This window comes from Christensenellaceae bacterium 44-20 (assembly GCA_041223705.1).
Lineage (GTDB): Bacteria > Bacillota > Clostridia > Christensenellales > Christensenellaceae > QANA01.
In genome coordinates this window covers 1-24752 of record JBCLQU010000002.1, presented here as the reverse complement: position 1 = coordinate 24752, position 24752 = coordinate 1, and the positions used below count along the sequence as shown (strand labels likewise).

Annotated in this window: 43 protein-coding genes; all 43 read right to left on the bottom strand. The window is 55.1% G+C overall.

The features are described 5' to 3' along the window. Entirely contained in the window at nucleotides 1-1350 is a 1350-nt protein-coding gene (gene glmM, locus AALG83_07035; GenBank protein ID MEY8382912.1) for a phosphoglucosamine mutase, read from the bottom strand. A gap of 20 nt (nucleotides 1351-1370) precedes the next feature. Further along, complete coding sequence (gene trxB, locus AALG83_07030; GenBank protein ID MEY8382911.1) at nucleotides 1371-2279, bottom strand: thioredoxin-disulfide reductase; 909 nt, start codon at nucleotides 2277-2279, stop codon at nucleotides 1371-1373. A gap of 202 nt (nucleotides 2280-2481) precedes the next feature. Then, nucleotides 2482-3120: a hypothetical protein gene (locus AALG83_07025; protein ID MEY8382910.1), complete on the bottom strand. Its 639-nt coding sequence runs from the start codon at nucleotides 3118-3120 to the stop codon at nucleotides 2482-2484. A 45-nt stretch (nucleotides 3121-3165) separates the two neighbouring features. Next, entirely contained in the window at nucleotides 3166-3558 is a 393-nt protein-coding gene (rpsI, locus tag AALG83_07020; GenBank protein MEY8382909.1) for a 30S ribosomal protein S9, read from the bottom strand. Between the two features lie 17 nt (nucleotides 3559-3575). Next, nucleotides 3576-4001: a 50S ribosomal protein L13 gene (gene rplM, locus AALG83_07015; GenBank protein MEY8382908.1), complete on the bottom strand. Its 426-nt coding sequence runs from the start codon at nucleotides 3999-4001 to the stop codon at nucleotides 3576-3578. A 178-nt stretch (nucleotides 4002-4179) separates the two neighbouring features. Next, nucleotides 4180-4914 carry a tRNA pseudouridine(38-40) synthase TruA gene (truA, locus tag AALG83_07010; protein ID MEY8382907.1) on the bottom strand — a complete coding sequence of 245 codons (735 nt, stop codon included), beginning with the start codon at nucleotides 4912-4914 and terminating at the stop codon, nucleotides 4180-4182. A 2-nt stretch (nucleotides 4915-4916) separates the two neighbouring features. Beyond that, a complete protein-coding gene (locus AALG83_07005; GenBank protein ID MEY8382906.1) occupies nucleotides 4917-5708 on the bottom strand; it encodes an energy-coupling factor transporter transmembrane component T in 792 nt (263 codons plus the stop codon). Then, entirely contained in the window at nucleotides 5705-6562 is an 858-nt protein-coding gene (locus AALG83_07000) for an energy-coupling factor transporter ATPase (GenBank protein ID MEY8382905.1), read from the bottom strand. The genes AALG83_07005 and AALG83_07000 overlap by 4 nt, the downstream gene beginning before the upstream one ends. Beyond that, nucleotides 6547-7380 (bottom strand): energy-coupling factor transporter ATPase, encoded by an 834-nt coding sequence (locus tag AALG83_06995; GenBank protein ID MEY8382904.1) that lies wholly within the window; start codon nucleotides 7378-7380, stop codon nucleotides 6547-6549. Before AALG83_06995 ends, AALG83_07000 begins: the two co-directional genes overlap by 16 nt. 167 nt (nucleotides 7381-7547) lie before the next feature. Further along, complete coding sequence (gene rplQ / locus AALG83_06990; GenBank protein ID MEY8382903.1) at nucleotides 7548-8060, bottom strand: 50S ribosomal protein L17; 513 nt, start codon at nucleotides 8058-8060, stop codon at nucleotides 7548-7550. A 24-nt stretch (nucleotides 8061-8084) separates the two neighbouring features. Continuing rightward, the gene (locus AALG83_06985) at nucleotides 8085-9029 is read right to left on the bottom strand and encodes a DNA-directed RNA polymerase subunit alpha (GenBank protein ID MEY8382902.1); all 945 of its coding nucleotides are present in this window, start codon (nucleotides 9027-9029) and stop codon (nucleotides 8085-8087) included. Nucleotides 9030-9073: 44 nt separating this feature from the next. After that, nucleotides 9074-9697: a 30S ribosomal protein S4 gene (gene rpsD / locus AALG83_06980; protein MEY8382901.1), complete on the bottom strand. Its 624-nt coding sequence runs from the start codon at nucleotides 9695-9697 to the stop codon at nucleotides 9074-9076. A 15-nt stretch (nucleotides 9698-9712) separates the two neighbouring features. Beyond that, a complete protein-coding gene (rpsK, locus tag AALG83_06975) occupies nucleotides 9713-10102 on the bottom strand; it encodes a 30S ribosomal protein S11 (protein ID MEY8382900.1) in 390 nt (129 codons plus the stop codon). Between the two features lie 13 nt (nucleotides 10103-10115). Beyond that, the gene (rpsM, locus tag AALG83_06970; GenBank protein MEY8382899.1) at nucleotides 10116-10484 is read right to left on the bottom strand and encodes a 30S ribosomal protein S13; all 369 of its coding nucleotides are present in this window, start codon (nucleotides 10482-10484) and stop codon (nucleotides 10116-10118) included. Nucleotides 10485-10614: 130 nt separating this feature from the next. Beyond that, entirely contained in the window at nucleotides 10615-10728 is a 114-nt protein-coding gene (gene rpmJ, locus AALG83_06965) for a 50S ribosomal protein L36 (protein MEY8382898.1), read from the bottom strand. Nucleotides 10729-10948: 220 nt separating this feature from the next. Then, nucleotides 10949-11170 (bottom strand): translation initiation factor IF-1, encoded by a 222-nt coding sequence (gene infA, locus AALG83_06960; GenBank protein ID MEY8382897.1) that lies wholly within the window; start codon nucleotides 11168-11170, stop codon nucleotides 10949-10951. Nucleotides 11171-11172: 2 nt separating this feature from the next. Beyond that, the gene (locus tag AALG83_06955) at nucleotides 11173-11439 is read right to left on the bottom strand and encodes a KOW domain-containing RNA-binding protein (GenBank protein MEY8382896.1); all 267 of its coding nucleotides are present in this window, start codon (nucleotides 11437-11439) and stop codon (nucleotides 11173-11175) included. Nucleotides 11440-11447: 8 nt separating this feature from the next. Beyond that, nucleotides 11448-12200: a type I methionyl aminopeptidase gene (gene map / locus AALG83_06950; GenBank protein ID MEY8382895.1), complete on the bottom strand. Its 753-nt coding sequence runs from the start codon at nucleotides 12198-12200 to the stop codon at nucleotides 11448-11450. Continuing rightward, nucleotides 12197-12823 carry an adenylate kinase gene (locus tag AALG83_06945; protein ID MEY8382894.1) on the bottom strand — a complete coding sequence of 209 codons (627 nt, stop codon included), beginning with the start codon at nucleotides 12821-12823 and terminating at the stop codon, nucleotides 12197-12199. Before AALG83_06945 ends, map begins: the two co-directional genes overlap by 4 nt. Nucleotides 12824-12833: 10 nt before the next feature. Beyond that, nucleotides 12834-14090: a preprotein translocase subunit SecY gene (gene secY, locus AALG83_06940; GenBank protein MEY8382893.1), complete on the bottom strand. Its 1257-nt coding sequence runs from the start codon at nucleotides 14088-14090 to the stop codon at nucleotides 12834-12836. Further along, nucleotides 14090-14533: a 50S ribosomal protein L15 gene (gene rplO / locus AALG83_06935; GenBank protein MEY8382892.1), complete on the bottom strand. Its 444-nt coding sequence runs from the start codon at nucleotides 14531-14533 to the stop codon at nucleotides 14090-14092. Before rplO ends, secY begins: the two co-directional genes overlap by 1 nt. A 13-nt stretch (nucleotides 14534-14546) precedes the next feature. After that, the gene (gene rpmD / locus AALG83_06930; GenBank protein MEY8382891.1) at nucleotides 14547-14723 is read right to left on the bottom strand and encodes a 50S ribosomal protein L30; all 177 of its coding nucleotides are present in this window, start codon (nucleotides 14721-14723) and stop codon (nucleotides 14547-14549) included. 12 nt (nucleotides 14724-14735) lie between these two features. After that, entirely contained in the window at nucleotides 14736-15233 is a 498-nt protein-coding gene (gene rpsE, locus AALG83_06925) for a 30S ribosomal protein S5 (protein MEY8382890.1), read from the bottom strand. Nucleotides 15234-15246: 13 nt separating this feature from the next. Further along, nucleotides 15247-15615: a 50S ribosomal protein L18 gene (rplR, locus tag AALG83_06920; protein MEY8382889.1), complete on the bottom strand. Its 369-nt coding sequence runs from the start codon at nucleotides 15613-15615 to the stop codon at nucleotides 15247-15249. 17 nt (nucleotides 15616-15632) lie between these two features. After that, nucleotides 15633-16172: a 50S ribosomal protein L6 gene (gene rplF, locus AALG83_06915; protein MEY8382888.1), complete on the bottom strand. Its 540-nt coding sequence runs from the start codon at nucleotides 16170-16172 to the stop codon at nucleotides 15633-15635. Between the two features lie 37 nt (nucleotides 16173-16209). Then, nucleotides 16210-16608: a 30S ribosomal protein S8 gene (gene rpsH / locus AALG83_06910; protein ID MEY8382887.1), complete on the bottom strand. Its 399-nt coding sequence runs from the start codon at nucleotides 16606-16608 to the stop codon at nucleotides 16210-16212. A gap of 27 nt (nucleotides 16609-16635) precedes the next feature. Further along, a complete protein-coding gene (locus AALG83_06905) occupies nucleotides 16636-16821 on the bottom strand; it encodes a type Z 30S ribosomal protein S14 (protein ID MEY8382886.1) in 186 nt (61 codons plus the stop codon). Between the two features lie 14 nt (nucleotides 16822-16835). Continuing rightward, a complete protein-coding gene (gene rplE, locus AALG83_06900; GenBank protein MEY8382885.1) occupies nucleotides 16836-17375 on the bottom strand; it encodes a 50S ribosomal protein L5 in 540 nt (179 codons plus the stop codon). Nucleotides 17376-17391: 16 nt separating this feature from the next. Then, the gene (gene rplX / locus AALG83_06895; protein ID MEY8382884.1) at nucleotides 17392-17715 is read right to left on the bottom strand and encodes a 50S ribosomal protein L24; all 324 of its coding nucleotides are present in this window, start codon (nucleotides 17713-17715) and stop codon (nucleotides 17392-17394) included. A 15-nt stretch (nucleotides 17716-17730) separates the two neighbouring features. Next, the gene (gene rplN / locus AALG83_06890; protein MEY8382883.1) at nucleotides 17731-18099 is read right to left on the bottom strand and encodes a 50S ribosomal protein L14; all 369 of its coding nucleotides are present in this window, start codon (nucleotides 18097-18099) and stop codon (nucleotides 17731-17733) included. Nucleotides 18100-18120: 21 nt separating this feature from the next. After that, nucleotides 18121-18384: a 30S ribosomal protein S17 gene (rpsQ, locus tag AALG83_06885; protein MEY8382882.1), complete on the bottom strand. Its 264-nt coding sequence runs from the start codon at nucleotides 18382-18384 to the stop codon at nucleotides 18121-18123. A gap of 17 nt (nucleotides 18385-18401) precedes the next feature. Beyond that, a complete protein-coding gene (rpmC, locus tag AALG83_06880; GenBank protein ID MEY8382881.1) occupies nucleotides 18402-18605 on the bottom strand; it encodes a 50S ribosomal protein L29 in 204 nt (67 codons plus the stop codon). Then, a complete protein-coding gene (gene rplP / locus AALG83_06875) occupies nucleotides 18592-19035 on the bottom strand; it encodes a 50S ribosomal protein L16 (protein MEY8382880.1) in 444 nt (147 codons plus the stop codon). The genes rpmC and rplP overlap by 14 nt, the downstream gene beginning before the upstream one ends. Then, nucleotides 19007-19750: a 30S ribosomal protein S3 gene (gene rpsC / locus AALG83_06870; protein ID MEY8382879.1), complete on the bottom strand. Its 744-nt coding sequence runs from the start codon at nucleotides 19748-19750 to the stop codon at nucleotides 19007-19009. The genes rplP and rpsC overlap by 29 nt, the downstream gene beginning before the upstream one ends. A gap of 1 nt (nucleotide 19751) precedes the next feature. Then, nucleotides 19752-20147, bottom strand: coding sequence for a 50S ribosomal protein L22 (gene rplV, locus AALG83_06865; GenBank protein MEY8382878.1), 396 nt, complete (start codon nucleotides 20145-20147; stop codon nucleotides 19752-19754). A 12-nt stretch (nucleotides 20148-20159) separates the two neighbouring features. Then, nucleotides 20160-20432 (bottom strand): 30S ribosomal protein S19, encoded by a 273-nt coding sequence (gene rpsS / locus AALG83_06860; GenBank protein ID MEY8382877.1) that lies wholly within the window; start codon nucleotides 20430-20432, stop codon nucleotides 20160-20162. 23 nt (nucleotides 20433-20455) lie between these two features. Beyond that, nucleotides 20456-21289: a 50S ribosomal protein L2 gene (gene rplB / locus AALG83_06855; protein MEY8382876.1), complete on the bottom strand. Its 834-nt coding sequence runs from the start codon at nucleotides 21287-21289 to the stop codon at nucleotides 20456-20458. Between the two features lie 17 nt (nucleotides 21290-21306). Then, nucleotides 21307-21603 (bottom strand): 50S ribosomal protein L23, encoded by a 297-nt coding sequence (rplW, locus tag AALG83_06850; GenBank protein ID MEY8382875.1) that lies wholly within the window; start codon nucleotides 21601-21603, stop codon nucleotides 21307-21309. Further along, nucleotides 21603-22226, bottom strand: a complete 624-nt coding sequence (gene rplD, locus AALG83_06845; GenBank protein MEY8382874.1) for a 50S ribosomal protein L4 — start codon at nucleotides 22224-22226, stop codon at nucleotides 21603-21605. The genes rplW and rplD overlap by 1 nt, the downstream gene beginning before the upstream one ends. A gap of 24 nt (nucleotides 22227-22250) precedes the next feature. Beyond that, on the bottom strand, nucleotides 22251-22871 hold the full coding sequence (rplC, locus tag AALG83_06840) for a 50S ribosomal protein L3 (GenBank protein ID MEY8382873.1): 621 nt from the start codon (nucleotides 22869-22871) through the stop codon (nucleotides 22251-22253). A gap of 21 nt (nucleotides 22872-22892) precedes the next feature. After that, nucleotides 22893-23201 carry a 30S ribosomal protein S10 gene (rpsJ, locus tag AALG83_06835; GenBank protein ID MEY8382872.1) on the bottom strand — a complete coding sequence of 103 codons (309 nt, stop codon included), beginning with the start codon at nucleotides 23199-23201 and terminating at the stop codon, nucleotides 22893-22895. Between the two features lie 6 nt (nucleotides 23202-23207). Next, on the bottom strand, nucleotides 23208-23531 hold the full coding sequence (locus AALG83_06830) for a hypothetical protein (GenBank protein ID MEY8382871.1): 324 nt from the start codon (nucleotides 23529-23531) through the stop codon (nucleotides 23208-23210). Nucleotides 23532-23712: 181 nt separating this feature from the next. Continuing rightward, nucleotides 23713-24189, bottom strand: a complete 477-nt coding sequence (locus tag AALG83_06825) for a DUF2500 family protein (GenBank protein ID MEY8382870.1) — start codon at nucleotides 24187-24189, stop codon at nucleotides 23713-23715. Nucleotides 24190-24752 lie beyond the last annotated feature (563 nt).

The following is a 24752-nucleotide window of genomic DNA, read 5'->3' as shown; positions in this document are numbered from 1 at the left end:
CTATTTGCCTCCTAGCTTTTGCTCGATGAGCCGGGCGATTTTCACAGCCTCTTCCCCAATCGCCTTTTTATCCTTGCCCTCGATCATGACGCGCACCAGCGGCTCTGTGCCCGAAGTGCGGATGAGCACCCGGCCCTGCCCGGCCATCTGCTGCTCCAACCGGGCGATCTCCGCCAAAATCTCCTCATCCTTGTCGTAATCGAATTTCTTCTCCTCGCTGACTTTGGCATTGACCAGCACCTGCGGCAGAATTTCCACTGCATTGGCCAGCTCGGAGAGCGTCCTACCTTTGCGTTTCATCACGCCCAGCAACTGGATGCCCGAAAGCATACCGTCACCGGTGGTGTTGTGATCCAGGAAAATCAGATGGCCGGACTGCTCGCCGCCGAAATTATAGCCGGATGCCAGCATCTCCTCCAGCACATAGCGGTCGCCCACGCCGGTTTTGACGATCTCGATGCCCTGGGGCTTTAAGGAAAGCTCCAGGCCCAGATTGCTCATGACCGTGGCCACCAGGGTATTTTTGGCCAGGCAGCCGCGCTCCTTCATATCCAGCGCACAGACGGCCATGATGCGATCCCCGTCGATGATGCGGCCAAATTCGTCTACCGCGATGAGGCGATCCGCGTCGCCATCGAATGCCAGGCCCACGTCTGCGCCGTATTCATTTACCAGGATTTGCAGATTGCCCGGGTGCGTGGAGCCGCAGTTGTCGTTGATATTCGCGCCGTCCGGCATGTTATAATGCGCATAAACCTCCGCGCCCAGCCGGGAAAACACCTCGCCCGCCAGCGCAGAGGAGGCGCCGTTGGCGCAGTCCAGCACGACTTTGAGGCCATCCAGCCGCACCGGGCTGGATTCCGCGAGAAAATCCGCGTATTCCCGGGGCGCGTTTCTCAGCCGCACCCGGCGGCCCACCCCAAGGCCGGTGGGCAGGGCATCGCCGATGCCTTGCAAAACCAGCTTCTCAATCTCGTCTTCGATGGCGTCGGCCAGCTTATAGCCCTTGGCATTGAAGAACTTGATGCCGTTGTATTCCACCGTGTTATGCGACGCGCTGATGACCGCCCCGGCATCTGCCTCGTAGTACCGCGTCAGGTGCGCGACGGCGGAAGTCGGGATGACGCCCAGCGTGCAGGCCTCTGCCCCGGCAGAGCAAATGCCCGCAATCAGCGCGCTCTCCAGCATATCCCCAGAAATTCTGGTATCTTTTCCGATGAGTATTTTCGCCTTGTGCACTTCGTTGGTCAGCACCTTGGCCGCCGCCTGCCCCAGCTTGAAGGCAAGCTCGCAGCTCAGTTTTTCGTTGGCAATTCCGCGCACGCCGTCCGTGCCAAAAAGTCTGCCCATATCAATACCCCTTTATTTTCCTAGCGCATCAAATATTCCCGCGCCTGCTCGGCCGCCACTGCGCCGTCCGAAACCGCCGTGGCAACCTGCCGCAGAGATTTCGCCCGGACGTCTCCCGCGGCAAACACCCCTGCAATCTCTGTTTTGGTATCCTCTCCGGCCTGGAGATAGCCCGCGGCATCCAGCGTCATCTCGCCCTGCAAAATGCCCGTATCCGGGATGCGCCCAATCGCCACGAACAGCCCATCCGCCGCCAGGCGCTTTTGCTCGCCCGTCTCCGCCTGCTCCAGCGTAACCGCCTCAAAGCCCAGCGTTCCTTCCAGCGCCGCCGGGCGATACCCCAGCAGCATGGAGAGGTTTTCCTTTTCTTTTGCCTTCCTTATAAGATATTCCTGCGCGCGGAATTCATTCCGCCGATGCACCAGCGTAACACTTTTGGCGATATCCGCCAGATAGAGCGCATCCTCAAAGGCCGTATCGCCCCCGCCGATGACGACCGCATCCCGCCCCCGGAAAAAGGCGCCGTCGCAAGTCGCGCAGTAGGAGAGGCCAGAGCCCACCATTTCCTCTTCGCCGGCCAGCCCGAGCTTTCTGGGGGCCGCGCCCATGGCCAGAATGACCGACCGGGCCTGGTAGTTCCCTGCTCTTCCCTGGGCGCTCTTCTGCTCGCCCTTCAGGCAGACCGAGCCAATCTCATCCGAGACGAGCTCTGCCCCAAAGCGCTCGGCCTGCTCCCTAAGCTGCTGGGAAAACTCGCCGCCCGAGATGCCCCGGGCAAAACCCGGGTAGTTCTCCAGCTGGTGCGTATAGGCGATTTGCCCGCCCGGCACCTGCTTTTCCGCCACTGCAACGCGCAGGCCGCTGCGCGCCGCATAAATGGCCGCCGTCAGCCCCGCAGGGCCCGCGCCAATGATAAATACATCGTACATCGTTGCTCCTTTTTTTCACCTGTATCTGGATTCGAGCAATGCCATGCAATGCACATAGCCCGCCCACCGAAACCTTGGCGGGCGGTGGATTTATGATACCATGTCGGCGGTGCGCAGTGTGCGCCGCCGGTAGCCGCGAACGCTCAGGCTTCGGAAGGGCAAAGCCCTTTCGATTAAGCCGTGCATTTATGATACCATGTCGTCAGCGCGCAGCGTGCGCTGGCGGTAGCCGCGAACGCTCGACCCTTCGTGCGTTCATGATACCATGATAAACGCAAGCGCCAGCTTGCTTCTTCTTTTGCGTTGCAGCGAAGCACGGCAACGCCATGGTCCAATGTTCTCTCAGTCGTCCGAAGCTTTGCTTCGGACGACGCCGTAAAAATATTATACCGCATAAATGCAAGCGCCAGCTTGCTTCTTCTTTCAGCGCTGCGGTGAAGCACAGCAGCGCGCAGTTCAATGAATCCGGGCCCCGCTCAAAATCTTTGATTTTGCTAGCGGGTGGATTTATTATAGCATAGCACTCTAAAAATGTCCAAACGAGGTATGATTGTTCTTCTTTATCATGCGGCTTTTGCGGCCAATTACTCTTTTTCCCGAAAAATTTCTTTATGGAGTTTTTCCAGGAAAGAGCGGCTTTTCTCCCCCGCAAAACCTTGAAACACCGGCGCGTCCCTTTTCCGCCGCACTTGGCCGCCCAAAAAAGTTTACAATTTCCAGCGCTGATTTCATCGGAGCTATTGCGGACTGCGCAACCATTCCCTATTGCGAAATTCTCTGCCTTGGAAGCAAATCCCTTCTTTGCGGCAGCAATGCAGGCGGGAGGCGGAATTTTGGGCATGAGAAAACCCCGGAAAAAACCGGGGTTGCAATTTCTCTCGTGAAATTATCTCTTGGAGAACTGGGGAGCTCTTCTGGCGGCTTTGAGGCCGTATTTCTTTCTCTCCTTCATTCTCGGGTCTCTGGTGAGGTAGCCAGCGGCCTTAACCTCGCCGCGCAGATCCGGCTCTGCCTTGATGAGCGCGCGCGCGATGCCGTGGCGCATTGCGCCAGCCTGGCCGGTATAGCCGCCGCCATGCACAGTCGCGATGACGTCGTAGCTGCCCAGGCGCTCTGTCAGCTCCAGAGGCGAACGGACGAGCATCCGCAGCGTCTCATAGCCGAAAAACTCCTCGAGGTCTTTATGGTTTACCGTGATATTGCCATTTCCCGCAATCAGGCGGACTCTGGCGACGGATTTCTTTCTTCTGCCTGTTCCCAGGAACTGTTCTTTTGCCATCGTTTATTACCTCCCTCTTACAGGTCCAGCGCCGTGGGGCACTGCGCAGCGTGCTTATGCTCTGCGCCCTTATAGACATTGAGCTTGGAGAGCATCTGGCTGCCAATTTTATTCTTGGGCATCATTCTCTCGACGGCCTTCTCGAACGCGAAATCGCTCTTTTCAGCCATCAGCTTCTTATAAGAGATTTCCCGCAGGCCGCCGCGGTAACCCGTGTAGCTGCGGTATACTTTCTTATCCAGTTTTTTGCCGGTCAGCACCAGCTTATCCGTATTGACGACAATCACATAATCGCCCGTATCCAGGCTGGGCGTGTAAGTCGGCTTATTTTTTCCCATCAGAATGGCAGCAACCTGGCTGGCAAGGCGGCCAAAGGTTTTGCCTTCCGCATCTACGACATACCATTTTCTCTCGATATTGCCGTGCGGCATATATGTCTTCATGAGGCGTTCCTCCTATAGTTAAGTTGCTCGGCGCAAGCGCCAATGATTATGGTAGATGCACGAGTTTTTACGGGGCTAGTGCAAAAATCCATGCACATTATATTTTAGCCAAGCCAAACGGCGATGTCAAGGGATATTTTGCACTTTCGGCCAAGTTTATGCCCTCTTTGCGGCTTTTTTACTCATAATACACCTGCATCATGATCAGCCCCCGGGCGACGGCCGTGGGCCCGGCGTTTTTGCGCTCCAGGCTTTTTAAAATCCGCCCCACCTGCTCCGGCGGGTATTTGCCCTTGCCGACGTCCATGAGCGTCCCGGCGATGATGCGCACCATGTTATAGAGAAAGCCGTTGCCCGTGATATCCAGATAGACCATGCTGCCCTGCCGGGAGATTTGCAGGCTGTCTACCCGGCGCACTGTGCCCACCAGATTGCTTCCTTCGGCCTTGAAGGCGTTAAAATCGTGCTCGCCCACCAGATATGCTGCGCCCGCCTGCATGGCGGCTTCATCCAGCGGGATGGGGCAGTGGGCGCAGGTCTGCCGGCCGATGGCGCAGTTATGCCGCCCGTTGTAGATGGCATAGCGGTAGTGCTTGCCCTTGGCGGATTTCCTGGCGTGGAACTCCTCCGAAACCTGCCGGGAGCTTTGAACCCGAATATCCGGCGGCAGCTGCTGGTTGAACACAAAGCTCAGCTTTTCCGCGGGAATGGAAGTCTGCGTATCGAAATGCGCGCACTGCCCCAGGGCGTGCACGCCGGCATCCGTCCTTCCGGCGCCGATGATGCGCCGCCGCTCTCCCGTGGCCCGAAACAGCGCGGCCTCCAGCTCGCCCTGGATGGAGGCGGCGTTCTCCTGCACTTGCCAGCCCGAGTAGTTCGTGCCCTCGTATTCGACGATTAGCTTCACTCTCATAGCTAGAACCCGAAGCCGATGAACACGCACAGCCCGGCAAACAGCAGCAGCGCCAGATAATCGCGCAGCTGCACGTGAAAGACCTTCATGCGCGTGCGGTTATCGCCGCCGTGATAGCATCTGGCCTCCATGGCCAGGGCCAGCTCATCCGCCCGCTTGAATGCGCTGACGAACAGCGGCACCAGAATGGGAATCATCCCTTTTGCCTTTTCCATCAGGCCGCCCGAATCAAAGGAAGCGCCTCTGGCCGTCTGCGCCTTCATGATGCGATCCGTTTCCTCCATGAGCGTGGGGATGAACCGCAGGGCGATGCTCATCATCAGCGCCATCTCGTGCACCGGGAAGTGCACGGCTTTGAGCGGCCGCAGCAGGGATTCCAGCGCGTCGGTAATCTCCTTGGGGGAGGTGGTCAGCGTCAGAATCGTGGAGCACATGACCAGCAGAATCAGCCGGATGGCCAGCTCTATCGCCTTTTCGATGCCCTCCCAGTAGATTTTGATGATGCCCCACTCCCAGAGGATTTTCTCCCCGGTCAGGAAGAAAATGTTCATCACAAAAGTCAGCAAAATGACAAACCACATGGGCTTGATGCCCTTGAGCACAAATTTGATGGAGATGCGCGAACATGCCACCGCCAGCAGCAGCATGCCGAGCACCGCCAGATAGCCCCAGTAGGTATGCACGAAGAAGATGAGCACGATGATGGCGAGGGTCAGCAGCAGCTTGACTCTCGGGTCCATCCGGTGCATGAGGGAGCTTCCGGGGAAATATTGCCCCAGCGCGACGTTTTTCATTGCTTTGCACCTCCCAGCTTCCCGGTCAGGCAGTCCAAAATCTCATGGTAGCGGATGGTTCCCTGGGGAATATCCATGCCCCGCTCCCGCAGCTGCCCCGCCAGCTTGGCCGCTTCGGGCAGATCCAGCCCGGCGGCAAGCAGCTTCTCCTCCTGCGCAAAAACTTCTCTCGGCGTGCCGTTCAGATACAGCTCGCCGCCGTTCATGGCCAGCACCCGGCCGGCGTATTCCGCCAGGTTGTCCATATTATGGGAAATCATCAGGATGGTGATGCCCGTCTCGTTCAGATCCCGGGCAAGCTGCATGAAGTTTTCCCGGCCCATTGGGTCCAGCCCGGCGATGGGCTCGTCCAAAATCAAGATGGAAGGCTCCATGGCCAGCACGCCTGCAATGGCGATTTTGCGCTTTTGCCCGCCCGAGAGCGAAAAGGGCGATTTATCCTTATACAGCTCGTAATCGATGCCCACATGCTCCAGCGCGACGCGCACCCGGCCTGCAAGCTCGCTTTCGGGGACGCCCATTTTGCGCGGGCCATAGGCCACATCCTTTTCCACCGTCTCCTCAAAAAGCTGGTATTCGGGATACTGGAACACCACGCCCAGCGTCCGCCGAAGCTGCCTGCGATCCGCCTTTTTGGCCATGTAGTCCACGCCGTTGATGAGCACCTGGCCCTCTGCGCCGTCCAGCAGGCCGCTGATGACCTGGATGAGCGTGCTCTTGCCGCTGCCCGTGTGCCCGATGATGCCCACGAACTCGCCATCTGCGATCTCGAAGCTGACATTTTTCAGCGCCTGATGCTCGAAGGGCGTGCCGGGCATATAAGTGTAGGAAAGATTTTTTACTGTAATTGGCATAGCTGATCCGCAAGCTCCTCTCTGGTGAGCGCAGGAAGAAGGGCAACGCCCCGTTTTTTCAGATCCATATACAGCTGCGCGGCAAAGGGCGGCAAAAGCTCTGCCTTCTGGAGCAGCGGCTCATCGAAGAAAATCTCCTCCGGCGTCCCCTTTCCCAGCACAAACCCGTTGCTCATGACCACCACCTGATCCGCCCCCACGGCTTCCTCCATGAAGTGCGTGATGAGCAGGATGGTCATGCCCTGAGCGTTCAGCTGATGGATGATCTCCAAAATATCGCTGCGGCCCTTGGGGTCCAGCATGGCCGTAGCCTCATCGAAGATGATCATCTTGGGGTGCATGGCCAGCGTGCTGGCGATGGCAATGCGCTGTTTTTGGCCGCCCGAGAGCATATGCGGGGCGCGCTTTTGATACTGCTCCATGCCCACCATCCGAAGCGACTGCTGCACGCGCTCCAGGATTTCCTCCCGGGGCACGCCAAGGTTTTCCGGCCCGAAGGCGACTTCCTCATCCACCACCGTGGCCACCAGCTGGTTATCCGGGTTCTGGAAGACCATGCCCGCCGTCTCCCGGATGGCAAGCTGGTTCTCCTCTTTTGCCGTATCCATCCCGGCGACTTCCAGCCGGCCGGAGGTCGGCGTATTCAGCGCGTTGACCAGCCGGGCAAAGGTGGATTTGCCGCTGCCGTTGTGCCCGAGTATGACGACGAACTCCCCTTCCTGCACGGCAAGGTCGACGCCGTTCAGGGCGAAGTGGTAGGTCTCGTCCTCGGAGATATAGGCGAATTTGAGCGCTTCCGCCTCTAAAATTTGTTGCATGCTGCTACCTGCTTTCTAACGCGGCCTTTTGCACCCCGCTTTGGGGGATGCCCTGCCGGCATCGTTTGCTCAGCCTCCGGCCGCAGTCTGCCGCATTTAAAATGGGCAAACCTCAAATTGAAAAAAGGGCCTTGAGTGCATCTGCCCCCAAAGCCCCTCTCTGGCAATTAGACCAGCTCGAGAATCACCATTTCCGCAGCATCGCCGCGTCTCGGCCCCATCTTGATGATGCGGGTATAGCCGCCGCCCTGGCCCAAGGATTCTGCCCGGGCTGCATACTTCGGAGCGATTTCTCTAAATACTTTCTCCACAACGGGATATTTCACATCCCCTGTGCGCTGATTGTATTTGTATTTGCTCTCCTTCTCCAGCTTCTCCGGCTTAACGTTATAAAGATAAGCCAGCATCTGGCGTCTGACGGCCAGCTTTTCCGGAGCGTCGTTCACGAACTCTTTCTCTACAATATTGCCCTTATCATCCTTGACGGATTTCGTGACAGTTACTGTATTTTTATACTGCTTCATGGCCTTCGTGATCATCTTCTCAGCGATTCTGCGGACTTCTCTGGCCTTGGCGTCTGTCGTCTCGATTCTGCCATTCCAAAGAAGCGCGGTAACCTGATTTCTGAGAACAGCCTTTCTCGGGCCCGAGGCCATGTTTAATTTGGTATAGTTTGCCACCTTCGTGTGCCTCCTAGCTACAGATTAATCATCCTGACGAAGGCTGAGCCCCAAGGTCGCGAGCTTCTGCTGGACTTCCTCCAGAGATTTTCTGCCCAGGTTTCTTACCTTCATCATTTCTTCTTCGTTCTTTTTGATGAGCTCTTCGATCGTGTTGATGCCTGCGCGCTTTAAGCAGTTATAGGAGCGCACGGACAAATCCAGCTCTTCGATGGTGATCTCAAGGATTTTCTCTTTCTTTGCATCCTCTTTTGCCACCATGATCTCGACATCGCCCACATGATCCGCCAGACCCACGAACTGGCTCAGATACTCGGTGAGAATCTTTGCCGCAAAGGAAACGGCCTCGTCTGCCGGGATGGAGCCATCCGTCCAGACATCCAGCGTCAGCTTGTCAAAATCCGTGATTTGGCCGACCCGGGTGTTTTCCACCGTGAAGTTTGCCTTGGTTACGGGGGTATAGAGCGAATCCATGGGAATCACGCCGATGGGCATATCCGGCTCTTTGTTCTTATCTGCAAGAACATAGCCTCTGCCATGGGCCAGCGTAATTTCCATCGTCAGCGCTGCGTTGTCGTCCAGTGTGGCGATATGAAGATCCGGATTGATAATTTCCACATCGGAATCCAAAGAAATATCCGCCGCCGTTACTTCCCTCGGCCCCGCGACGTTGAGCGTCAGCGTCTTGGGCTCATCGGAATACAGCTTTGCGCGCAATCCTTTCAGGTTTAGCACGATGTTCGTAACGTCCTCCCGAACGCCGGGAACTGTGGAAAACTCGTGCAACACTCCATCAATCTTGATTTTCGTTACCGCTACACCAGGAAGGCAGGAAAGCAGGACTCTTCTCAGAGAGTTGCCAAGCGTTGTCCCAAAGCCCCGCTCGAGGGGCTCCATCACGAATCTCGCATAGCTTCTGTCAGCATTGTGCTCAGTGCATTCGATCTTCGGCTTTTCAATTTCCAACATGTACGAAAAACCCTCCTTAAAGTTAGTTGCGGTTCGAACTATTGTTATCTAGAATACAGCTCGACGATCAAGTGCTCTTCAATGGTTAAATCCATATCATCTCTCTCAGGCAGCGCTACCACGCTTGCGGAAAGACCGCCCTCGGCAACCGAGAGCCACTTGGGAACCGGCTTTCCTGCCTGCTCCGCGATCTGCTTGAAGCGCTCTGTTGCTGCGCTCTTTGCCTTGACGGCGATGACATCACCCACCGAGACTCTGTAGGAAGGGATATCGACCTTCTTGCCGTTGACCGTGATATGCCCATGCAGGACAAACTGCCGGGCCTGCGCGCGGGAATCGCCCACGCCCATGCGATAGATCACGTTATCCAGGCGAAGCTCCAGCAGCATGAGCATATAGGCGCCGGTAACGCCTCTCTGCTTGGCAGCCAGCTCGAAATAGCTGCGGAACTGCTTTTCGCTCATGCCATAAGCTCTTTTGACTTTCTGTTTCTCACGCAGCTGAATGCCATATTCAGAAGCTTTCTTTCTGCTCTGGCCATGCTGCCCCGGAGCGACCGGGCGTTTTGTGAATCCGCACTTTTCCGAGAAGCATCTATCCCCTTTGAGGAACAGTTTGCAGCCTTCTCTGCGGCAAAGGCGGCATACAGGACCTGTGTATCTTGCCATAATAATATACCTCCTTTAAACCCTTCTGCGCTTGGGCGGACGGCAGCCGTTGTGCGGAATCGGCGTAACATCCTTGATGAGCGTAACTTCGAGGCCGGCCGTCTGGAGCGCGCGAATTGCCGCTTCTCTTCCGGATCCCGGGCCGCGAACGTAGACTTCAACTGTCTTCAGGCCATGCTCCATAGCTGCCTTGGCAGCCGTCTCCGCAGCCATCTGCGCCGCGAAGGGAGTGGACTTTCTCGAGCCGCGGAAGCCAAGCGCTCCCGAGCTCGACTGCGAAAGCGCGTTGCCCTGCATATCCGACATCGTAACAATCGTGTTGTTGAAGGAAGAGCGGATATGTGCCTGGCCGCGCTCAATGTTTTTCTTTTCTCTGCGCTTTCTGCTTGTAACTGCTTTTGCCATTACATTCTCCCCCTTACTTCTTCTTGCCCGCTACCGTCTTCTTGGGGCCTTTTCTGGTGCGCGCGTTTGTTTTCGTGCTCTGGCCGCGCACGGGCAGGCCTCTTCTGTGGCGGACGCCGCGATAGCAGCCAATTTCCATCAGACGCTTAATATTGAGGCTGACTTCTCTTTTGAGATCGCCCTCAACATGGCAGTGCTTATCGACATATTCTCTGATTTTGCCGGCATCATCCTCGGATAAATCTCTCACCCGAATATCCGGGTCTACCCCGGTTGCAGCGAGAATTTCCTGAGAGGTTTTCAGACCAATGCCATACACATAGGTCAGGCCGATTTCAATGCGTTTATCTCTGGGTAAATCTACCCCAGCAATACGTGCCATTTAACCTTTTACCTCCGGTTCCTTGTTCGGTGATTTGTATAATAAGGTGAGCATGCGTGCGCAATACGGGCGGGTAAGGCCCGTACAGCCGCTGCGCGAACATGGCAGCACTTCTTATCAAAAAATAAATTTAGCCCTGTCTCTGCTTATGCTTTGCATTCGAGCAGATGACCATAACCTTGCCGTGCCGCTTGATGACTCTGCATTTCTCGCACATCGGTTTTACAGACGGTCTAACCTTCATTTCTCTACCTCCTATTTTTTAGAGATGACAATAGGGTGCTTATCCTAAGAAAGCTCTCAGGGCATCCCACAACACTCTCTAATGCGCCTATGATCAATATAAGCGCACCTTATATTTTATCTGTTCATCCAGAAAATTGCAATGCTTTTTCCTGAATTTTTACTCAAAAATATGCCTTTTTAAGCAATTTTTTGTGATAACACAGCAAAAGCGCCGCTTTTTAGTTCTTTCCTCTCCAAGTGATTCTTCCTCTGGATAGATCGTAGGGAGAAAGCTCCACCGTAACCTTATCGCCCGGAAGAATGCGGATATAGTTCATGCGCAGCTTTCCGGAAATATGCGCCAGCACCTTATGCCCGTTTTCCAGCTCAACTTCAAAAGCAGCATTCGGAAACGTATCCGTTACGACGCCCTGAACTTCGATAACATCACTTTTTGACAAATCTAATTCTCCTTTAATATTGCCAAAGCTTCCCGCACCCGCGCATCCAGCGCATCGCCTTGCTGCAGCGCCTGCCTAAGCTCCTCGCTCACAGCGCCGCAGGGGCGCAGATGCATCCTCTTTTTGCGTTTTGGCTTTGCGAGCTTGCGGCCTCTGCCATCTGCCAGATGCACATACTCGCCCTCCAAAACCTCCGACACCACAAAATATTTGCCCTTATCTCTGCCAGCCAGAGCCCGGCAAACCGTGCCAACTCCAAACTTTTCCATGCCGCGCCTCACTCTGCTGCTGTGAGAATTTCACAGGGGCCCTCTGGCATGATGGCGATGGTATTCTCGTAATGCGCCGAGAGTTTGCCATCCAGCGTGGAGACCGTCCAGCCGTCGTCTGCCTCGGCCACCTTTGGCGTGCCCAGATTGAGCATGGGCTCGACGGCAATCGTCATGCCAGGCCGCAGGACCGGGCCTTTGAACCGGGAGACGAAGTTTGGCACATCCGGCGCCTCGTGCAGATCCTGCCCGACGCCATGGCCGATGAGCTCGCGCACGACGCTCACCCCATTTTCCACCGCATACTCCTCGATGGCTTTGCTGATATGGAAAATGCGGTTGCCCGCGATTGCCTGGGCAATGCCCCGGTAGAAGCTCTCTTTTGTGATATCGATGAGCCGCTGTGCCTCGGGGGAGATTTGGCCGACGCCCACTGTTCTGGCCATATCCGAATGGAAGCCATGCAGATAAGCGCCCATATCGATGCTTATAATATCCCCTTCCCGCAGGCGCCGATGCCCCGGGATGCCATGCACAACCTGCTCATTGACAGATGCACAGATAGAGCCGGGAAACCCGCCGTATCCCTTGAAGGATGGCGTCGCTCCCGCCCCTATAATGTAATCAAATGCAATGCGGTCCAGCTCGCCCGTAGTTACCCCCGGGCGAACCGCCGCAAGCACCTTTTCCATTGCCTGGGCAGCAACCCTGCCCGCCTGGCGCATCTTTTCAATTTCTTTTGCAGACTTAATGATGATCATTCGTTTTTGAGCCCCTCAAGAGTCTCGCGAATTTGCTTCGCAATCTCATCCGGCGCCCCGTTTGCGTCTATGGTATACAGCTTTCCCTGGCCCTGATAGAATTCTACCAGCGGCGCAGTCTGCTGCTGATACACTTCGAAGCGCCTAATGACCGTCTCTTCGGTATCGTCGTCCCGGATATAGAGCGCGCCGCCGCACTTTTCGCAGGTGCTGCCGCTATACCAGGCTGTGCTGTATACTGCGCCGCATTCCTTGCAGAGCCGGCGCGAGCAGATGCGCCCGACGACGACATCTACCGTAGTATCCAGATTGACGACGGCATCGATTTCCGCGATCTCGGAAAGCGCCTTCGCCTGCTCCACCGTGCGCGGGAAACCATCGAAGAGGATGCCCCCTTCTGTGTTTTCCAGACGGTTTTTTACCATGCCTATGATCACGCTATCCGGCACCAGCTTGCCCTCGTCGATATAGGCCTTGGCCATGTTGCCAAGCTCTGTGCCGTTTTTCATCTCTGCGCGCAGCATATCGCCCGTGGAGAGATGCTCAAAGCCAAAATGCTCTTTGATTCTGGCCGCCATTGTGCCTTTTCCAGCCCCGGGAGGGCCGAGTAGAATGACATTCATTGCCTTCCTCCTATTTCAAGAAGCCTTTGTAGTGGCGCATCATCATCTGTGCTTCCAGCGTCTTGGCCGTTTCCAGCGCCACGCTCACCATGATGAGCAGGCTGGTTGCGCCAAAGGCGGAAGTGGAGCCCAGAAGCTTGCTGAACAGCGTGGGCACTGCGGCCACCACGGCCAGGAACAGTGCGCCGAACAGCGTCAGGCGCGAAAGGATGCTGGCAAGATAATCCGAGGTGGGCTTGCCGGGGCGGATGCCCGGGATGAAGCCGCCGTACTGCTGGATATTCTTGGAGACATCGATGGGGTTAAAGGCGATCTGGGAATAGAAGTAGGTGAAGAACATAATCAGCAGGGCATAGATGATGGCATACAGCCAGCTGCCCGTTCCCAGGAATTTGGAATACCACTGATAGAAGCCGCTGTTCGGCCAGAACTGGGCGATCATGCCCGGGAACTGGACGAACGTCATGGCGAAGATCAGCGGCATAACGCCGGATTGGTTGACCTTCATGGGGATGAAGGTGGACTGCCCGCCGAACATCTTGCGGCCGACCACGCGCTTCGCATACTGGACGGGAATTCTGCGCTCGCCCATATCCACGAAGGTGATAGCCGTGATGGTGAACAGCGCGAACACCAGCGTTCCCACTAAAGACCAGACGCTGGCCTTTCCTGTGAACATGCCGCTGAACAGGGCGATTGCCTGCCCGGGCAGATCTGCCACGATACCCACGAAGATGATCAGCGAGATGCCGTTGCCGATGCCCTTGTCGTTGATGCGCTCACCCAGCCACATGATGAAGGCCGTGCCTGCCGTCAGGCAGAGCACAATGGTGATATAGTTGAAAATATCCGTCGACTGGACGGCGTTTGCGCCCATGCCCAGCAAAATGCCGACAGCCTGGACGATTGCAAGCGCCACCGAGACGATTCGGGTAATAGCGGAGACCTTTTTCTGCCCTCCCTCTTCTTTCGCCATGCGCTCCAGCGCGGGAATCGCGACTGTGAGCAGGTTCATGATGATGGAAGCGTTCAGGTAGGGAGAAATGCCAAGCGCAAAGATAGACATGCTTTCCAGGCCGCCGCCCGAAAGCAGGTTGAGAAAGCCAAGAGCGGTATAGTTGTTGACCTGTTCGCTGATATACGCGACGTTCACGCCCGGAACCGGAATGATAATGCCAAGCCGGTAGATTAAGAGCATGAGCAGCGTATAGAGCATCTTTTTTCTGATATCTGCAACTTTCCAGGCATTTCCCAAAGTCTTAAACATTAGTATATCTCCTCTGCGGTTCCACCGGCAGCCTCGATTTTCTCCTTGGCGGAGGCCGTGAACTTCACAGCTTTGACTGTCAGCTTCTTAGAGAGCTCTCCCTGACCCAAGATTTTGATGCCATCGTTGATTTTGCTGATAAAGCCACACTCTTTGAGCATCTCGGCCGTGATGACGGTGCCCTCATCGAAAGCATTGAGCTCTTCGACGTTGAGCGTCGTATAGACTTTGGCAAAAATATTCTTGAAGCCTCTCTTGGGGATTCTTCTGGTGATGGGCATCTGGCCGCCCTCGAAGCCGGGGCGAACGCCGCCGCCGCTTCTGGCGCCCTGACCCTTCTGGCCTCTGCCAGAAGTTTTGCCGCATCCCGAGCCGTTGCCGCGGCCAACGCGGACGGCTGCTTTCTTGGAGCCCTCGGCAGGTGCTAATTCATGTAATTTCATCGCTTCTGCCCTCCTAAACTTCTTCCACGCAGACCAGGTGTTTCACTTTGAAGATCTGGCCGCGGATGGGAGCGTTGTCTTCCTTGATGACTTCCTGGCCGAGCTTTCTGAGGCCCAGCGCACGGACAGTATCCTTCTGATCTTTGGGGCAACCGATGGGGCTCTTGACGAGCTTAACTTTTAACTGCATGTTATTGCCCTCCTATCTCATCTGCTCGACGCTGATTCCGCGCAGCTTTGCAACCTGCTCGGCCGTTCTCACCTGGGAGAGGCCGGCAATCGTCGCCTTGACTGCGTTGATCGCGTTGTTGGAGCCATAAGATTTTGTCTTGATATCCTTAATACCCGCCAGCTCGATAACCGCACGCGCCGGGCCGCCGGCCAGAACGCCGGTTCCCTTGGATGCGGGCATCAGCACGATGTGGCCTCTGCCAAACTTGCCGATGATCTCGTGGGGGATGGTCGAACCGTCCATCGCGACGGTTACCATATTGCGCTTTGCCTGCTCGACTGCCTTGCGAATCGCTTCGGGAATCTCGGCAGCTTTGCCCATTCCGCAGCCGACATGGCCATTGCCATCGCCGACCACCACAAGGGCGCTAAAGCGCATGGTTCTGCCGCCTTTGACAGTCTTGGCGACGCGGTTTACGGCAACAAGCCTTTCTTGTAAATCCAGTGTGCTGGCATCTATGCGTTGCAACTCATTGCCCTCCTTATAACTTCAGCCCAGCGGCGCGCGCGCCGTCTGCAACCTCTGCGACTCTGCCCGTGTACAGATAACCGCCACGGTCAAAGACGACTTCCGAAATGCCTTTTTCCAGTGCGAGCTTGGCGGCCTTTTCGCCGACAGCCTTGGAAGCCTCTTTCTTGGTCATATTCTCGATGACGCCCGCGAGATCCTTATCCAGCGTGGAAGCTGCGACGAGGGTGTTTGCTGCGACGTCGTCGATGAGCTGAACATAGATGTTGTTCAGGCTTCTATAGACGCACATTCTGGGGCGGCTGGCCGTGCCGCTGATTTTATTGCGGATGCGCTGGTGGCGGGCCTTGCGTACCATGTTTTTATCTTGTTTTTTAATCATAATACTCTACCCTCCCCTTACATACCTGTCTTGCCTTCTTTGCGGCGTACATGCTCGTCTTTATAGCGGATGCCCTTGCCCTTATAGGGTTCCGGCGGCTTGACGGCGCGAATGTTCGCTGCAACCTGGCCGACCTTCTGCTTATCGATGCCCCGGACGATGATGCTCGTCTGCGAGGGAACCTCAAAGCGGATGCCATCTTCTGCCTCGATTTCGACGTTGTGCGTAAAGCCGACGCCGAGCACGAGCTTCTTGCCCGAGAGCTGCGCGCGGTAGCCGACGCCAACGATCTCCAGCTCTTTGACATATTCTTCGTTTACACCCTTGACCATGTTGGCGATGAGCGCTCTTGTCAGGCCGTGGAGTGCGCGATGCTGTTTATCATCCGAGGGACGAGACACTGTGATAACATTGCCTTCGACCTTAATTTCCATGTCGCCACTGAACGCCTGGGCCAGCTCACCCTTCGGTCCTTTCACCTTAAGCACGTTGCCCGCTTCGACGGAAGCAGTAACGCCTGCAGGTAGCTCGACAGGAAGTCTGCCTATTCTTGACATATCCTTTTCGTACCTCTCTTTTTAAATTTACAGCGGCCTACCAGATGTAAGCCAAAACTTCGCCGCCAACCGATTTTCTTCTGGCTTCGGCATCCGTCATGATGCCAGAGCTCGTGGAGATGATGGCGATTCCAAGGCCATTGAGCACTTTGGGCAGCTCCTCTTTGCCGACATGCACGCGCAGGCCGGGCTTGCTGATTCTCTTGAGCCCCGAGATGACGTTCTCTCCATTCGGGCCGTATTTCAGCTTGATGCGCAGAACCGGGCGCTCATCCTCCTGCACCGTCTCACAGCCTTTGATAAAGCCCTGATCCAACATGATTCTAGCAATAGAAGCCTTCATTTTGGAAGCGGGGATGTCGACGATATCCTTTTTTACGACCAAAGCATTGCGAATGCGTGTCAGCATATCTGCTACGGGATCCGTAACTGGCATTTACTTTTTCCTCCTTTTTAAAGTCTTCTACCAACTAGCTTTCTTTACGCCGGGGATTTCCCCTTTGTAAGCAAGCTCTCTAAAGCACACACGGCAGATGCCGTATTTTCTGAGCACAGAGTGAGGACGCCCGCAGATGCGGCATCTGGTATACTCTCTGGTGGAGAATTTCGAGCCTCTCTGCTGCTTTACAATCATACTTTTCTTTGCCACTTTGCCTCTCCTCCTTACTTGCTGAACGGCATTCCCATGAGCGTCAAAAGCTCGCGGGCTTCTTCGTCCGTCTGCGCGGATGTCACGACGATGATATCCATGCCGCGTACCTTTTCGACTTTATCGAATTCGATTTCCGGGAACATCAGCTGCTCTTTGACACCAAGGGCATAGTTGCCTCTGCCATCAAAGCTCGTGGCGGGAAGGCCGCGGAAATCTCTGATGCGGGGGATTGCGATGCTGATGAGCTTATCCATAAACTCATACATGCGATCGCCTCTCAGCGTTACCTTTGCTCCAATCTTCATGCCCGCGCGGAGCTTGAAGTTTGCGACGGAGTGCTTTGCAAGCGTGACTACCGGCTTCTGGCCGGAGATGAGCGTCAGCTCTTCCAGCGCGGAATCCAGCGCCTTGGGGTTATCCTTGATATCGCCCATGCCCATGTTGATGACGATTTTCTCGAGCTTTGGCGCCTGCATGACGTTTTTATACCCGAATTTCTGCATGAGGGCAGGAACGATTTCTGTTTTATAGCTATCCTTTAATCTAGGCATTTTCTATCCCTCCCGCTTATTTATCGAGTACTTCGCCGCATTTTTTGCAAACGCGGACTTTGCTGCCGTTTTCCAGAACCTTCACAGCCGTGCGAACGCCTTTTTCGCACTTGCTGCAATACAGCATGACGTTGGATGCTGCGATGGCGCCCTCGCGGTGCACGATGCCGCCCGGCTCTGTCTGGCTCTTGGCTTTCTGGTGGCGCGTTACCATATTGACGCCCGCTACGACGACTCTGCCCTTCTTGGGCTCGACCACCATAACTTTGCCAGTTTTGCCTTTGTCTTTGCCTGTAATGACGACGACTGTGTCGTCTTTCTTAACGTGTAAATTTGCCATTTCTTAGCTCCCTCCTTACAGCACTTCGGGAGAAAGAGATGCGATTTTGGTGTAGCCCTCATCTCTGATCTCTCTGGCAACTGGCCCGAAGATACGAGTGCCTCTGGGCTGCTTGTTGTTATCGATAATCACAGCGGCGTTCTCATCGAACTTGATGTAGGAGCCATCTGCTCTCTTAACGCCCGAAACGCTTCTGACGATGACGGCCTTCACGACGTCTTTTTTCTTGACGACGCCGCCGGGAGCCGCGCTCTTGACCGAAGCGATGATAACATCCCCGATGTTGGCAGTTTTTCTCATAGAGCCGCCAAGCACCTTGAAGCACTGAATGACCTTAGCGCCGGAGTTGTCAGCTACTTTCAGATATGTCTGCATTTGGATCATTTTTAGCTCTCCTCCTTAACCTTACTTGGCCTTTTCTACGATTTCCACGACTCTCCAGCATTTGTCTTTGCTGATCGGGCGGGTTTCCATGATTTTCACGGTATCGCCAATGCCGCAAATTTCCTGCTCATCGTGGGCTTTGAATTTCTTAGAGTAGTTCACAGTTTTCTTATAGATGCTGTGCTTCTTTCTCTCTTTGACTAAAACCACAACGGTTTTATTCATCTTATCGCTTACAACTTCGCCGATTCTGACTTTGCGAAGATTTCTTGCTTGCTCTTCCATGAAAGCTCTCCTTTCGACTATTTGTTTGCGGCGCTAAGCTCACGCTCTTTGAGAATCGTCTTCACTCTTGCGATATCCCGCTTGACTTCGCGAATGCTTAAAGGGTTGCTGAGCTGGCCGGTGGCTTTCTGGAAGCGCAGGTTGAAGAACTCTGTTTTGAGATCGCCAAGCTTTGCGCTCAGCTCCTGCTCCGTCATTTCACGATATTTATTCGCCTTCAACTTGCTCACCGCCTTTTTCCAGTTTCTCACTCTTTACAAACTTGCACTTGATGGGCAGCTTATTGCCTGCAAGACGCAAAGCCTCTCTGGCGACTTCCTCGGAAACGCCAGCAATTTCGAACAGCACTCTGCCCGGCTTGACAACTGCGACCCAGTATTCCGGCGAGCCCTTGCCGCTGCCCATTCGGGTTTCGGCGGGTTTCTGCGTAACCGGCTTATCCGGGAAGATTTTGATCCAGACCTGGCCGCCTCTTTTGGTGTAGCGCGTCATTGCGATACGGGCTGCCTCGATCTGGCGGCTTGTAATCCAGCAGGGTTTTGTTGCCATAAGGCCATATTCGCCATATGATACGGTATTGCCGCGCAGGGCCTTGCCCTTCATGCGGCCTCTGAATACCTTTCTATGCTTTACTCTTTTTGGAAGTAACATTTCTTCTGCCTCCCTCCGGATTTCTTCTGTTGTCCCTTCTGTTTTCTCTGGGCGCGTTGGTGTTCTTCGCACGCTCTTTGAGCGGGTTTACCATGATCTCGCCGTTATAAATCCAGACCTTGACGCCGATCTTGCCGTATGTGGTGTTTGCTTCCGCAAAGCCATAGTCGATATCCGCGCGGATGGTCTGCAGCGGAATGCTGCCTTCGTGGTAGCTCTCGCTTCTGGCGATTTCAGCGCCGCCGAGCCGGCCGCCCGTGGCAATCTTGATGCCCTTGACGCCGCCCTTCATGGCACGGCCGATGCAGGACTTCATTGCGCGGCGGAACGCGATTCTGCGCTCCAGCTGGGAAGCGACGTTCTCTGCCACGAGCTGCGCATCCACATCCGGGCGGCGCACTTCCATGACATTGATGACGACGGTTTTATCCGTCAGCTTCTTGAGATCCGCCTTGATGACATCCAGGCCCGTGCCGCCCTTGCCGATGACGATGCCGGGCTTTGCGGTGTAGATGTTGACGGAAATTTTATTTGCTGCGCGCTCGATTTCGATTTTGGAAACGCCGGCAGCATAGAGCTTCTCTTTCAGGAACGTTCTGATCTTGTGGTCTTCCACGATGCAATCGGACATCTGGTTCTTTTTGACCATCCAGCGGGAATCCCAATCCTTGATGATACCAACCCGAAAGCCGTTTGGATTAATTTTCTGGCCCATCTTATTTCTCCTCCTTCGCCTCGCCCAGGATAACCGTGATATGGCTGCTTCTCTTCAGAATCTTGTAAGCTCTGCCCTGGCTTCTAGGCTGGAAACGCTTGAGCGTGGGCCCCTGATCCGCAAATGCCTCTGCGACGATCAGGCTGTCCCGGCTGAGCTCCAGGTTGTTTTCCGCGTTTGCGATGGCGCTGTTGAGCACCTTGAGCACGGGCTCGCATGCGCCGTTTGGCATATGCATCAAAATCGCGCGGGCCTCATCCACTTTCTTGCCTCTGATTAAATCGATGACAATTCTCACTTTGCTGGGGGAGATTCTGATGTATCTGCCGACAGCACGAGCTCTGTTATCCTTGTTTTCGCGCCGTTTGAGCGCTTTTTCTCTCTCGCGTGTTGCCATTTAACTCTCCTCCTATCTGGACGACTTCTCGCCGGCATGACCACGGTATGTGCGCGTGGGAGCGAATTCGCCGAGCTTATGCCCAACCATGTCCTCGGTAACGTAGACGGGAACGAACTTTCTGCCATCATGAACCGCAATCGTATGCGAGACCATATCCGGGAAAATCGTCGACGCACGAGACCATGTCTTCAGTACTTTCTTCTCGTTCTTTTCGTTCATCTGCTGAATTCTTGCCAGCAGTTTTTCATGCACGAAAGGCCCCTTTTTCACTGACCTACTCATTTCATATTCTCCTTCCTGCTAGCCTACTTGCCGTTTCTGCGTCTTACAATGAACTTGTTCGACGGATTCTTGCCTTTTCTCGTCTTCTTGCCCAGAGTCGGCTTGCCCCAGGGCGAAACCGGGCCGGGACGGCCGATGGGGGACTTGCCCTCACCACCGCCGTGCGGGTGGTCGTTCGGGTTCATGACAGAACCGCGGACGTTGGGCCGAATGCCTTTATGACGGGATTTGCCAGCCTTGCCCAGGCTGATGTTGCTGTTGTCGATGTTGCCAACCTGGCCGATGGTCGCCTTGGCATTCATGGGAATCATGCGGACCTCTCCGGAGGGGAGACGGACCTGCGCATAAGCGCCTTCCTTTGCCATCAGCTGCGCGGCGTTGCCCGCGCTTCTGACCAGCTGGCCGCCCTTGCCGGGCTTCATCTCGATGTTGTGCACCATGGTGCCCACCGGGATGTTCTGGATTTCCAGCGCGTTGCCGGGCTTGATATCCGCGTTCTCACCGGAGATGATGGTATCGCCGACCTTCAGGCCCAGGGGAGCGAGGATATATCTCTTCTCACCATCGGCGTAGTGCAGCAGCGCGATGTTGGCCGTGCGGTTCGGGTCGTACTCGATGGTCGCGACTTTGGCGGGGATGCCGTCTTTATTGCGCTTGAAATCGATGATTCTGTATTTCTGTCTGTTGCCGCCGCCAATGTGCCGCACCGTGATGCAGCCGCGGGCGTTTCTGCCGCCCGTCTTCTTCTTGGTTGCCAGCAGAGATTTCTCGGGTGCGTTTGCCGTAATCTCGTCGAACGCGGAGACCGACATGCCTCTTCTGCCCGGAGAAGTCGGTTTGTATTTTTTAATCGCCATGATAATACCCTCCTAAGCTACTGAACCATGCTCTCGAAGAACTCGATGGCCTTGGAGCCTTCTTTGAGCGTAACAACTGCTTTTTTCACCTTGGCAGTTCTGCCTCTGGTGTAGCCCTGTCTTTTGACTTTGCCGTCGCGGTTCGAGGTGTTTACGCTCTCGACCTGAACGCCGAAAATCTCTTCAACTGCGGATTTGATTTCCGTTTTGTTGGCACCCGGCGCAACTTTAAACGTATATTTCTTCATGGGGATTTGGTCGTAGCTCTTTTCCGTGAGCACCGGCCCCAGAATGATATCATGAATATCTTTCATTACGCATAAACCTCCTCGACCTTTTTGGCCGCAGCCTGCGTTACGATGAGCTTATCGCAATTGATAATATCGTAGACGCTGATGCCGCCGACAACGCCCGTCTTGACGCCGGGCAGGTTGTTTGCCGCGCGGACGACTTCTTCGTCCTTCTCCGCCGTTACGATGAGCGCCTTGCCCGAAACATTCAGATTGCCGAGCAGCTTGACGACTTCCTTCGTCTTGGGAGCGGCGAGCCTCAGCTCATCGAGGACGAGCAGCTCCTCCGTCTTAACTTTCTCGGAAAGCGCGCTGACCATTGCCAGGCGGCGAACCTTCCGGTTGACCTTGAAGGAATAATCCCGGGGCTTGGGGGCGAACACGACGCCGCCGCCCACCCACTGGGGAGCGCGGATAGAGCCCTGTCTTGCACGGCCTGTACCCTTTTGTCTCCAAGGTTTGATGCCGCCTCCGCGGACTTCGCCGTAGGTGAGCGCGGACTGCGTTCCCTGACGATCTGCTGCCAGCTTTGCGACGACGACCTGGTGGATTGCATATTGATTGACTTCAGCGCCAAAGACTGCATCGCTAAGAGCGATTTCGCCAGCCTCTTGGCCGCTTGTGTTATACATCTTCAAATTAGGCATATTTGCTTCCTCCTTTCATCCGGCTTAAGCTTTGACCGCTTTTTTCACAGTAACGACCTGGCCGTTTGCGCCAGGGATGCTGCCCCGGATGAGGAGCATATTGCGCTCTGCGTCCACACCCACAATCCGCAGATTCTGGATGGTTTTCTTGACGTTGCCCAGATGGCCGGGCATGTGGTGGCCCTTATAGACCTTGGCAACTCTCGTGCCCATGGAGCCATGGCCTCTGTGATACTTGGAGCCGTGCGCCATCGGGCCTCTGTGCTGGCCATAGCGCTTGATTGCGCCGGCATAGCCCTTGCCTTTGGAAGTGCCCGTAACGTCGATGATGTCGCCGTTTTCGAACACATCCGCTTTGATTTCCTGGCCGATTTCATAGCTTGCTACATCGTCCGTGCGGAACTCGCGGAGCACTTTTCTCATCTCCACGCCAGCTTTTTTGAAATGCCCGGCCTCGGGTTTGTTGACTCTATTTTCCTTTACGGCGCCGAACCCAACCTGGATTGCGTTATAGCCGTCGGATTCGATGGTCTTCTTTGCAACGACAACGCAGGGGCCAGCTTCTACTACCGTAACGGGTACGACGTTGCCTTCTTCCGTGAAGATCTGCGTCATGCCAACTTTTTTACCTAAGATCGCTTTCATTGTTTACCTCCTTACGCTGCCTTACAGTTTGATTTCGATATCAACACCCGCCGGCAGATCCAGACGCATGAGAGCATCCGTGGTTTTCGCATTCGCTTCCAGGATATCGATGAGTCTTTTGTGGGTGCGGATTTCAAACTGCTCGCGAGAGTCTTTATATTTGTGCGTTGCTCTCAGGATTGTGATGATCTCCTTTTCCGTGGGGAGCGGGATCGGGCCGGATACTTTCGCACCCGTGCGCTTTGCCGTTTCCACGATCTTCGCCGAAGACTGATCGATAAGGTTGTGATCGTATGCCTTCAGCTTAATTCTGATTCTTTGGCTTGCCATTACTTATTATTCCTCCTTTGCCAATGTGGCACCTCTTGCGGCTTTTCCATGCCTTCCCACCACAGGTTGTGTTCCGGCTGGATCAGGAGCCTGCATCATTGCCCCTTTGTAAACGCTGCCGTGTGTGCCGTAGCTATTTTTTAATGCAAATGCCCCGCGTTTTTCTGGCATTTGCCCTTTGGAGCGCCCGATTGTCGGGCGATTGTCAGCAGAAATTACCCGGAAATGGCCTCCGGCAACCTTCTGCCTCATCCCATATTGCGCACTGCGCAACAGTAGTATTATATAATAGGAAAAAGCCCTTTGCAAGGGCTTTTCCTGAAAAAACACGATTTTTTCTGCAAAAAGAGGGATTTTTGCCCGCGGTGCACCGCTCCGGCATGGTCTGCGCCGATTTTCTGCGGCGAAGGGGGCGCGCAGAGCCTAAAAAGCACCGCCTGGCTTTGCACTTTGCGCCTCAGGCTGGGCGCCCGGCCGTCCTCCCCGGCCTTGGGGCAAGCCCTGCGTTTTCCTACACTTTCTGGGCATTCATGGTGCTCATGCGGAAGGACTTGAATTTATCGCCCCGGAAAGTCAGGACGCCGTAATCCCCTTCCTGAACGCCCATGTAGATCTCCCGCCAGACTTGCAGTTCCTTTTGCGAGCCATCCGCCAGCTGGAACCGCACAAAATACTTGGTATAGCCAGTCCGCTCATATTCAAAAGCCGGCCCCACAAAGCGGTGCGTACAAAGGAGCTGCCGCCAGCGGTTTTTCTCCTGCTCCTCCCGTTTCAGCGTGATTTTGGCCGGAGCACAGACTTCGGGTGCAAAGAGATTTTTCAGGCCTTGCAGCAGATTCCAAAAGAGATTGCACAAAAACAGGAGCACAAAGGGAGCCAGCAGCAATGCGGCGATCAGCGCTATTTTATTTTGAAAACATCCGGATATTCCCTGCCAGAGCCACACAAAAAAGTTTTTGCAGGCATCCAGCACAGCTTGGATTTTCATAAAAATTCCCCCTCGCTCTGTTTTAGGCGCAGAATGCCGCTGCCCGTCTGTGCCGCGCTTGCCCAAGGTCAAGGGCGATGGGTAGCCATGGGGCTCCGCCCCATACCCCAACACGGAGGCGGGGTAATGCAGAGGTTTTGGCTCTGCGTTGCGGCAGGAATTCCTGCGGAAGTTGCTCCCGCGTTCCCTGTCCGCCTAAGATCAAGGGCAATGGGCAGCCATGGGGCTCCGCCCCATACCCCATTACGAAAGCGGAGTAGTGCAGAGATTTTGGCTCTGCGTTGCGGCAGGAATTCCTGCGGAAGTTGCTCCCGTGTTCCCTGTCCGCCTAAGGTCAAGGGCAATGGGCAGCCATGGGGCTCCGCCCCATACCCCAATACAAAGGCGGGATAAGCGCGGTTCAATAGTTGCGGGCCCCGTTTGAAATCTTTGATTTCAGTAACGGGTGCAATTATTATAACACGCCCTACTCCCAAAGAAAACGCCCTGGGCTTTTTGTTTTCAGCTTGTTTGCAGTTTGCGGCAGCAAAAAAGGGAAGAGCATCTGCTCTTCCCTTTTACTT

What these genes read in the sequence shown, in the direction of transcription:
- glmM (MEY8382912.1), bottom strand. Translation starts at nt 1,350, where the DNA reads ATGGGCAGACTTTTTGGCACGGACGGCGTGCGCGGAATTGCCAACGAA.
- trxB (MEY8382911.1), bottom strand. Translation starts at nt 2,279, where the DNA reads ATGTACGATGTATTTATCATTGGCGCGGGCCCTGCGGGGCTGACGGCG.
- AALG83_07025 (MEY8382910.1), bottom strand. Translation starts at nt 3,120, where the DNA reads ATGCCCAAAATTCCGCCTCCCGCCTGCATTGCTGCCGCAAAGAAGGGA.
- rpsI (MEY8382909.1), bottom strand. Translation starts at nt 3,558, where the DNA reads ATGGCAAAAGAACAGTTCCTGGGAACAGGCAGAAGAAAGAAATCCGTC.
- rplM (MEY8382908.1), bottom strand. Translation starts at nt 4,001, where the DNA reads ATGAAGACATATATGCCGCACGGCAATATCGAGAGAAAATGGTATGTC.
- truA (MEY8382907.1), bottom strand. Translation starts at nt 4,914, where the DNA reads ATGAGAGTGAAGCTAATCGTCGAATACGAGGGCACGAACTACTCGGGC.
- AALG83_07005 (MEY8382906.1), bottom strand. Translation starts at nt 5,708, where the DNA reads ATGAAAAACGTCGCGCTGGGGCAATATTTCCCCGGAAGCTCCCTCATG.
- AALG83_07000 (MEY8382905.1), bottom strand. Translation starts at nt 6,562, where the DNA reads ATGCCAATTACAGTAAAAAATCTTTCCTACACTTATATGCCCGGCACG.
- AALG83_06995 (MEY8382904.1), bottom strand. Translation starts at nt 7,380, where the DNA reads ATGCAACAAATTTTAGAGGCGGAAGCGCTCAAATTCGCCTATATCTCC.
- AALG83_06985 (MEY8382902.1), bottom strand. Translation starts at nt 9,029, where the DNA reads ATGTTGGAAATTGAAAAGCCGAAGATCGAATGCACTGAGCACAATGCT.
- rpsD (MEY8382901.1), bottom strand. Translation starts at nt 9,697, where the DNA reads ATGGCAAGATACACAGGTCCTGTATGCCGCCTTTGCCGCAGAGAAGGC.
- rpsK (MEY8382900.1), bottom strand. Translation starts at nt 10,102, where the DNA reads ATGGCAAAAGCAGTTACAAGCAGAAAGCGCAGAGAAAAGAAAAACATT.
- rpsM (MEY8382899.1), bottom strand. Translation starts at nt 10,484, where the DNA reads ATGGCACGTATTGCTGGGGTAGATTTACCCAGAGATAAACGCATTGAA.
- rpmJ (MEY8382898.1), bottom strand. Translation starts at nt 10,728, where the DNA reads ATGAAGGTTAGACCGTCTGTAAAACCGATGTGCGAGAAATGCAGAGTC.
- AALG83_06955 (MEY8382896.1), bottom strand. Translation starts at nt 11,439, where the DNA reads ATGGAAAAGTTTGGAGTTGGCACGGTTTGCCGGGCTCTGGCTGGCAGA.
- map (MEY8382895.1), bottom strand. Translation starts at nt 12,200, where the DNA reads ATGATCATCATTAAGTCTGCAAAAGAAATTGAAAAGATGCGCCAGGCG.
- AALG83_06945 (MEY8382894.1), bottom strand. Translation starts at nt 12,823, where the DNA reads ATGAATGTCATTCTACTCGGCCCTCCCGGGGCTGGAAAAGGCACAATG.
- secY (MEY8382893.1), bottom strand. Translation starts at nt 14,090, where the DNA reads ATGTTTAAGACTTTGGGAAATGCCTGGAAAGTTGCAGATATCAGAAAA.
- rplO (MEY8382892.1), bottom strand. Translation starts at nt 14,533, where the DNA reads ATGAAATTACATGAATTAGCACCTGCCGAGGGCTCCAAGAAAGCAGCC.
- rpmD (MEY8382891.1), bottom strand. Translation starts at nt 14,723, where the DNA reads ATGCAGTTAAAAGTTAAGCTCGTCAAGAGCCCCATCGGTTGCCCCAAA.
- rplR (MEY8382889.1), bottom strand. Translation starts at nt 15,615, where the DNA reads ATGATTAAAAAACAAGATAAAAACATGGTACGCAAGGCCCGCCACCAG.
- rplF (MEY8382888.1), bottom strand. Translation starts at nt 16,172, where the DNA reads ATGTCAAGAATAGGCAGACTTCCTGTCGAGCTACCTGCAGGCGTTACT.
- rpsH (MEY8382887.1), bottom strand. Translation starts at nt 16,608, where the DNA reads ATGCCAGTTACGGATCCCGTAGCAGATATGCTGACACGCATTCGCAAT.
- rplE (MEY8382885.1), bottom strand. Translation starts at nt 17,375, where the DNA reads ATGCCTAGATTAAAGGATAGCTATAAAACAGAAATCGTTCCTGCCCTC.
- rplX (MEY8382884.1), bottom strand. Translation starts at nt 17,715, where the DNA reads ATGGCAAATTTACACGTTAAGAAAGACGACACAGTCGTCGTCATTACA.
- rplN (MEY8382883.1), bottom strand. Translation starts at nt 18,099, where the DNA reads ATGATCCAAATGCAGACATATCTGAAAGTAGCTGACAACTCCGGCGCT.
- rpsQ (MEY8382882.1), bottom strand. Translation starts at nt 18,384, where the DNA reads ATGGAAGAGCAAGCAAGAAATCTTCGCAAAGTCAGAATCGGCGAAGTT.
- rplP (MEY8382880.1), bottom strand. Translation starts at nt 19,035, where the DNA reads ATGTTACTTCCAAAAAGAGTAAAGCATAGAAAGGTATTCAGAGGCCGC.
- rpsC (MEY8382879.1), bottom strand. Translation starts at nt 19,750, where the DNA reads ATGGGCCAGAAAATTAATCCAAACGGCTTTCGGGTTGGTATCATCAAG.
- rplV (MEY8382878.1), bottom strand. Translation starts at nt 20,147, where the DNA reads ATGGCAACACGCGAGAGAGAAAAAGCGCTCAAACGGCGCGAAAACAAG.
- rpsS (MEY8382877.1), bottom strand. Translation starts at nt 20,432, where the DNA reads ATGAGTAGGTCAGTGAAAAAGGGGCCTTTCGTGCATGAAAAACTGCTG.
- rplB (MEY8382876.1), bottom strand. Translation starts at nt 21,289, where the DNA reads ATGGCGATTAAAAAATACAAACCGACTTCTCCGGGCAGAAGAGGCATG.
- rplW (MEY8382875.1), bottom strand. Translation starts at nt 21,603, where the DNA reads ATGAAAGATATTCATGATATCATTCTGGGGCCGGTGCTCACGGAAAAG.
- rplD (MEY8382874.1), bottom strand. Translation starts at nt 22,226, where the DNA reads ATGCCTAATTTGAAGATGTATAACACAAGCGGCCAAGAGGCTGGCGAA.
- rplC (MEY8382873.1), bottom strand. Translation starts at nt 22,871, where the DNA reads ATGAAAGCGATCTTAGGTAAAAAAGTTGGCATGACGCAGATCTTCACG.
- rpsJ (MEY8382872.1), bottom strand. Translation starts at nt 23,201, where the DNA reads ATGGCAAGCCAAAGAATCAGAATTAAGCTGAAGGCATACGATCACAAC.
- AALG83_06825 (MEY8382870.1), bottom strand. Translation starts at nt 24,189, where the DNA reads ATGAAAATCCAAGCTGTGCTGGATGCCTGCAAAAACTTTTTTGTGTGG.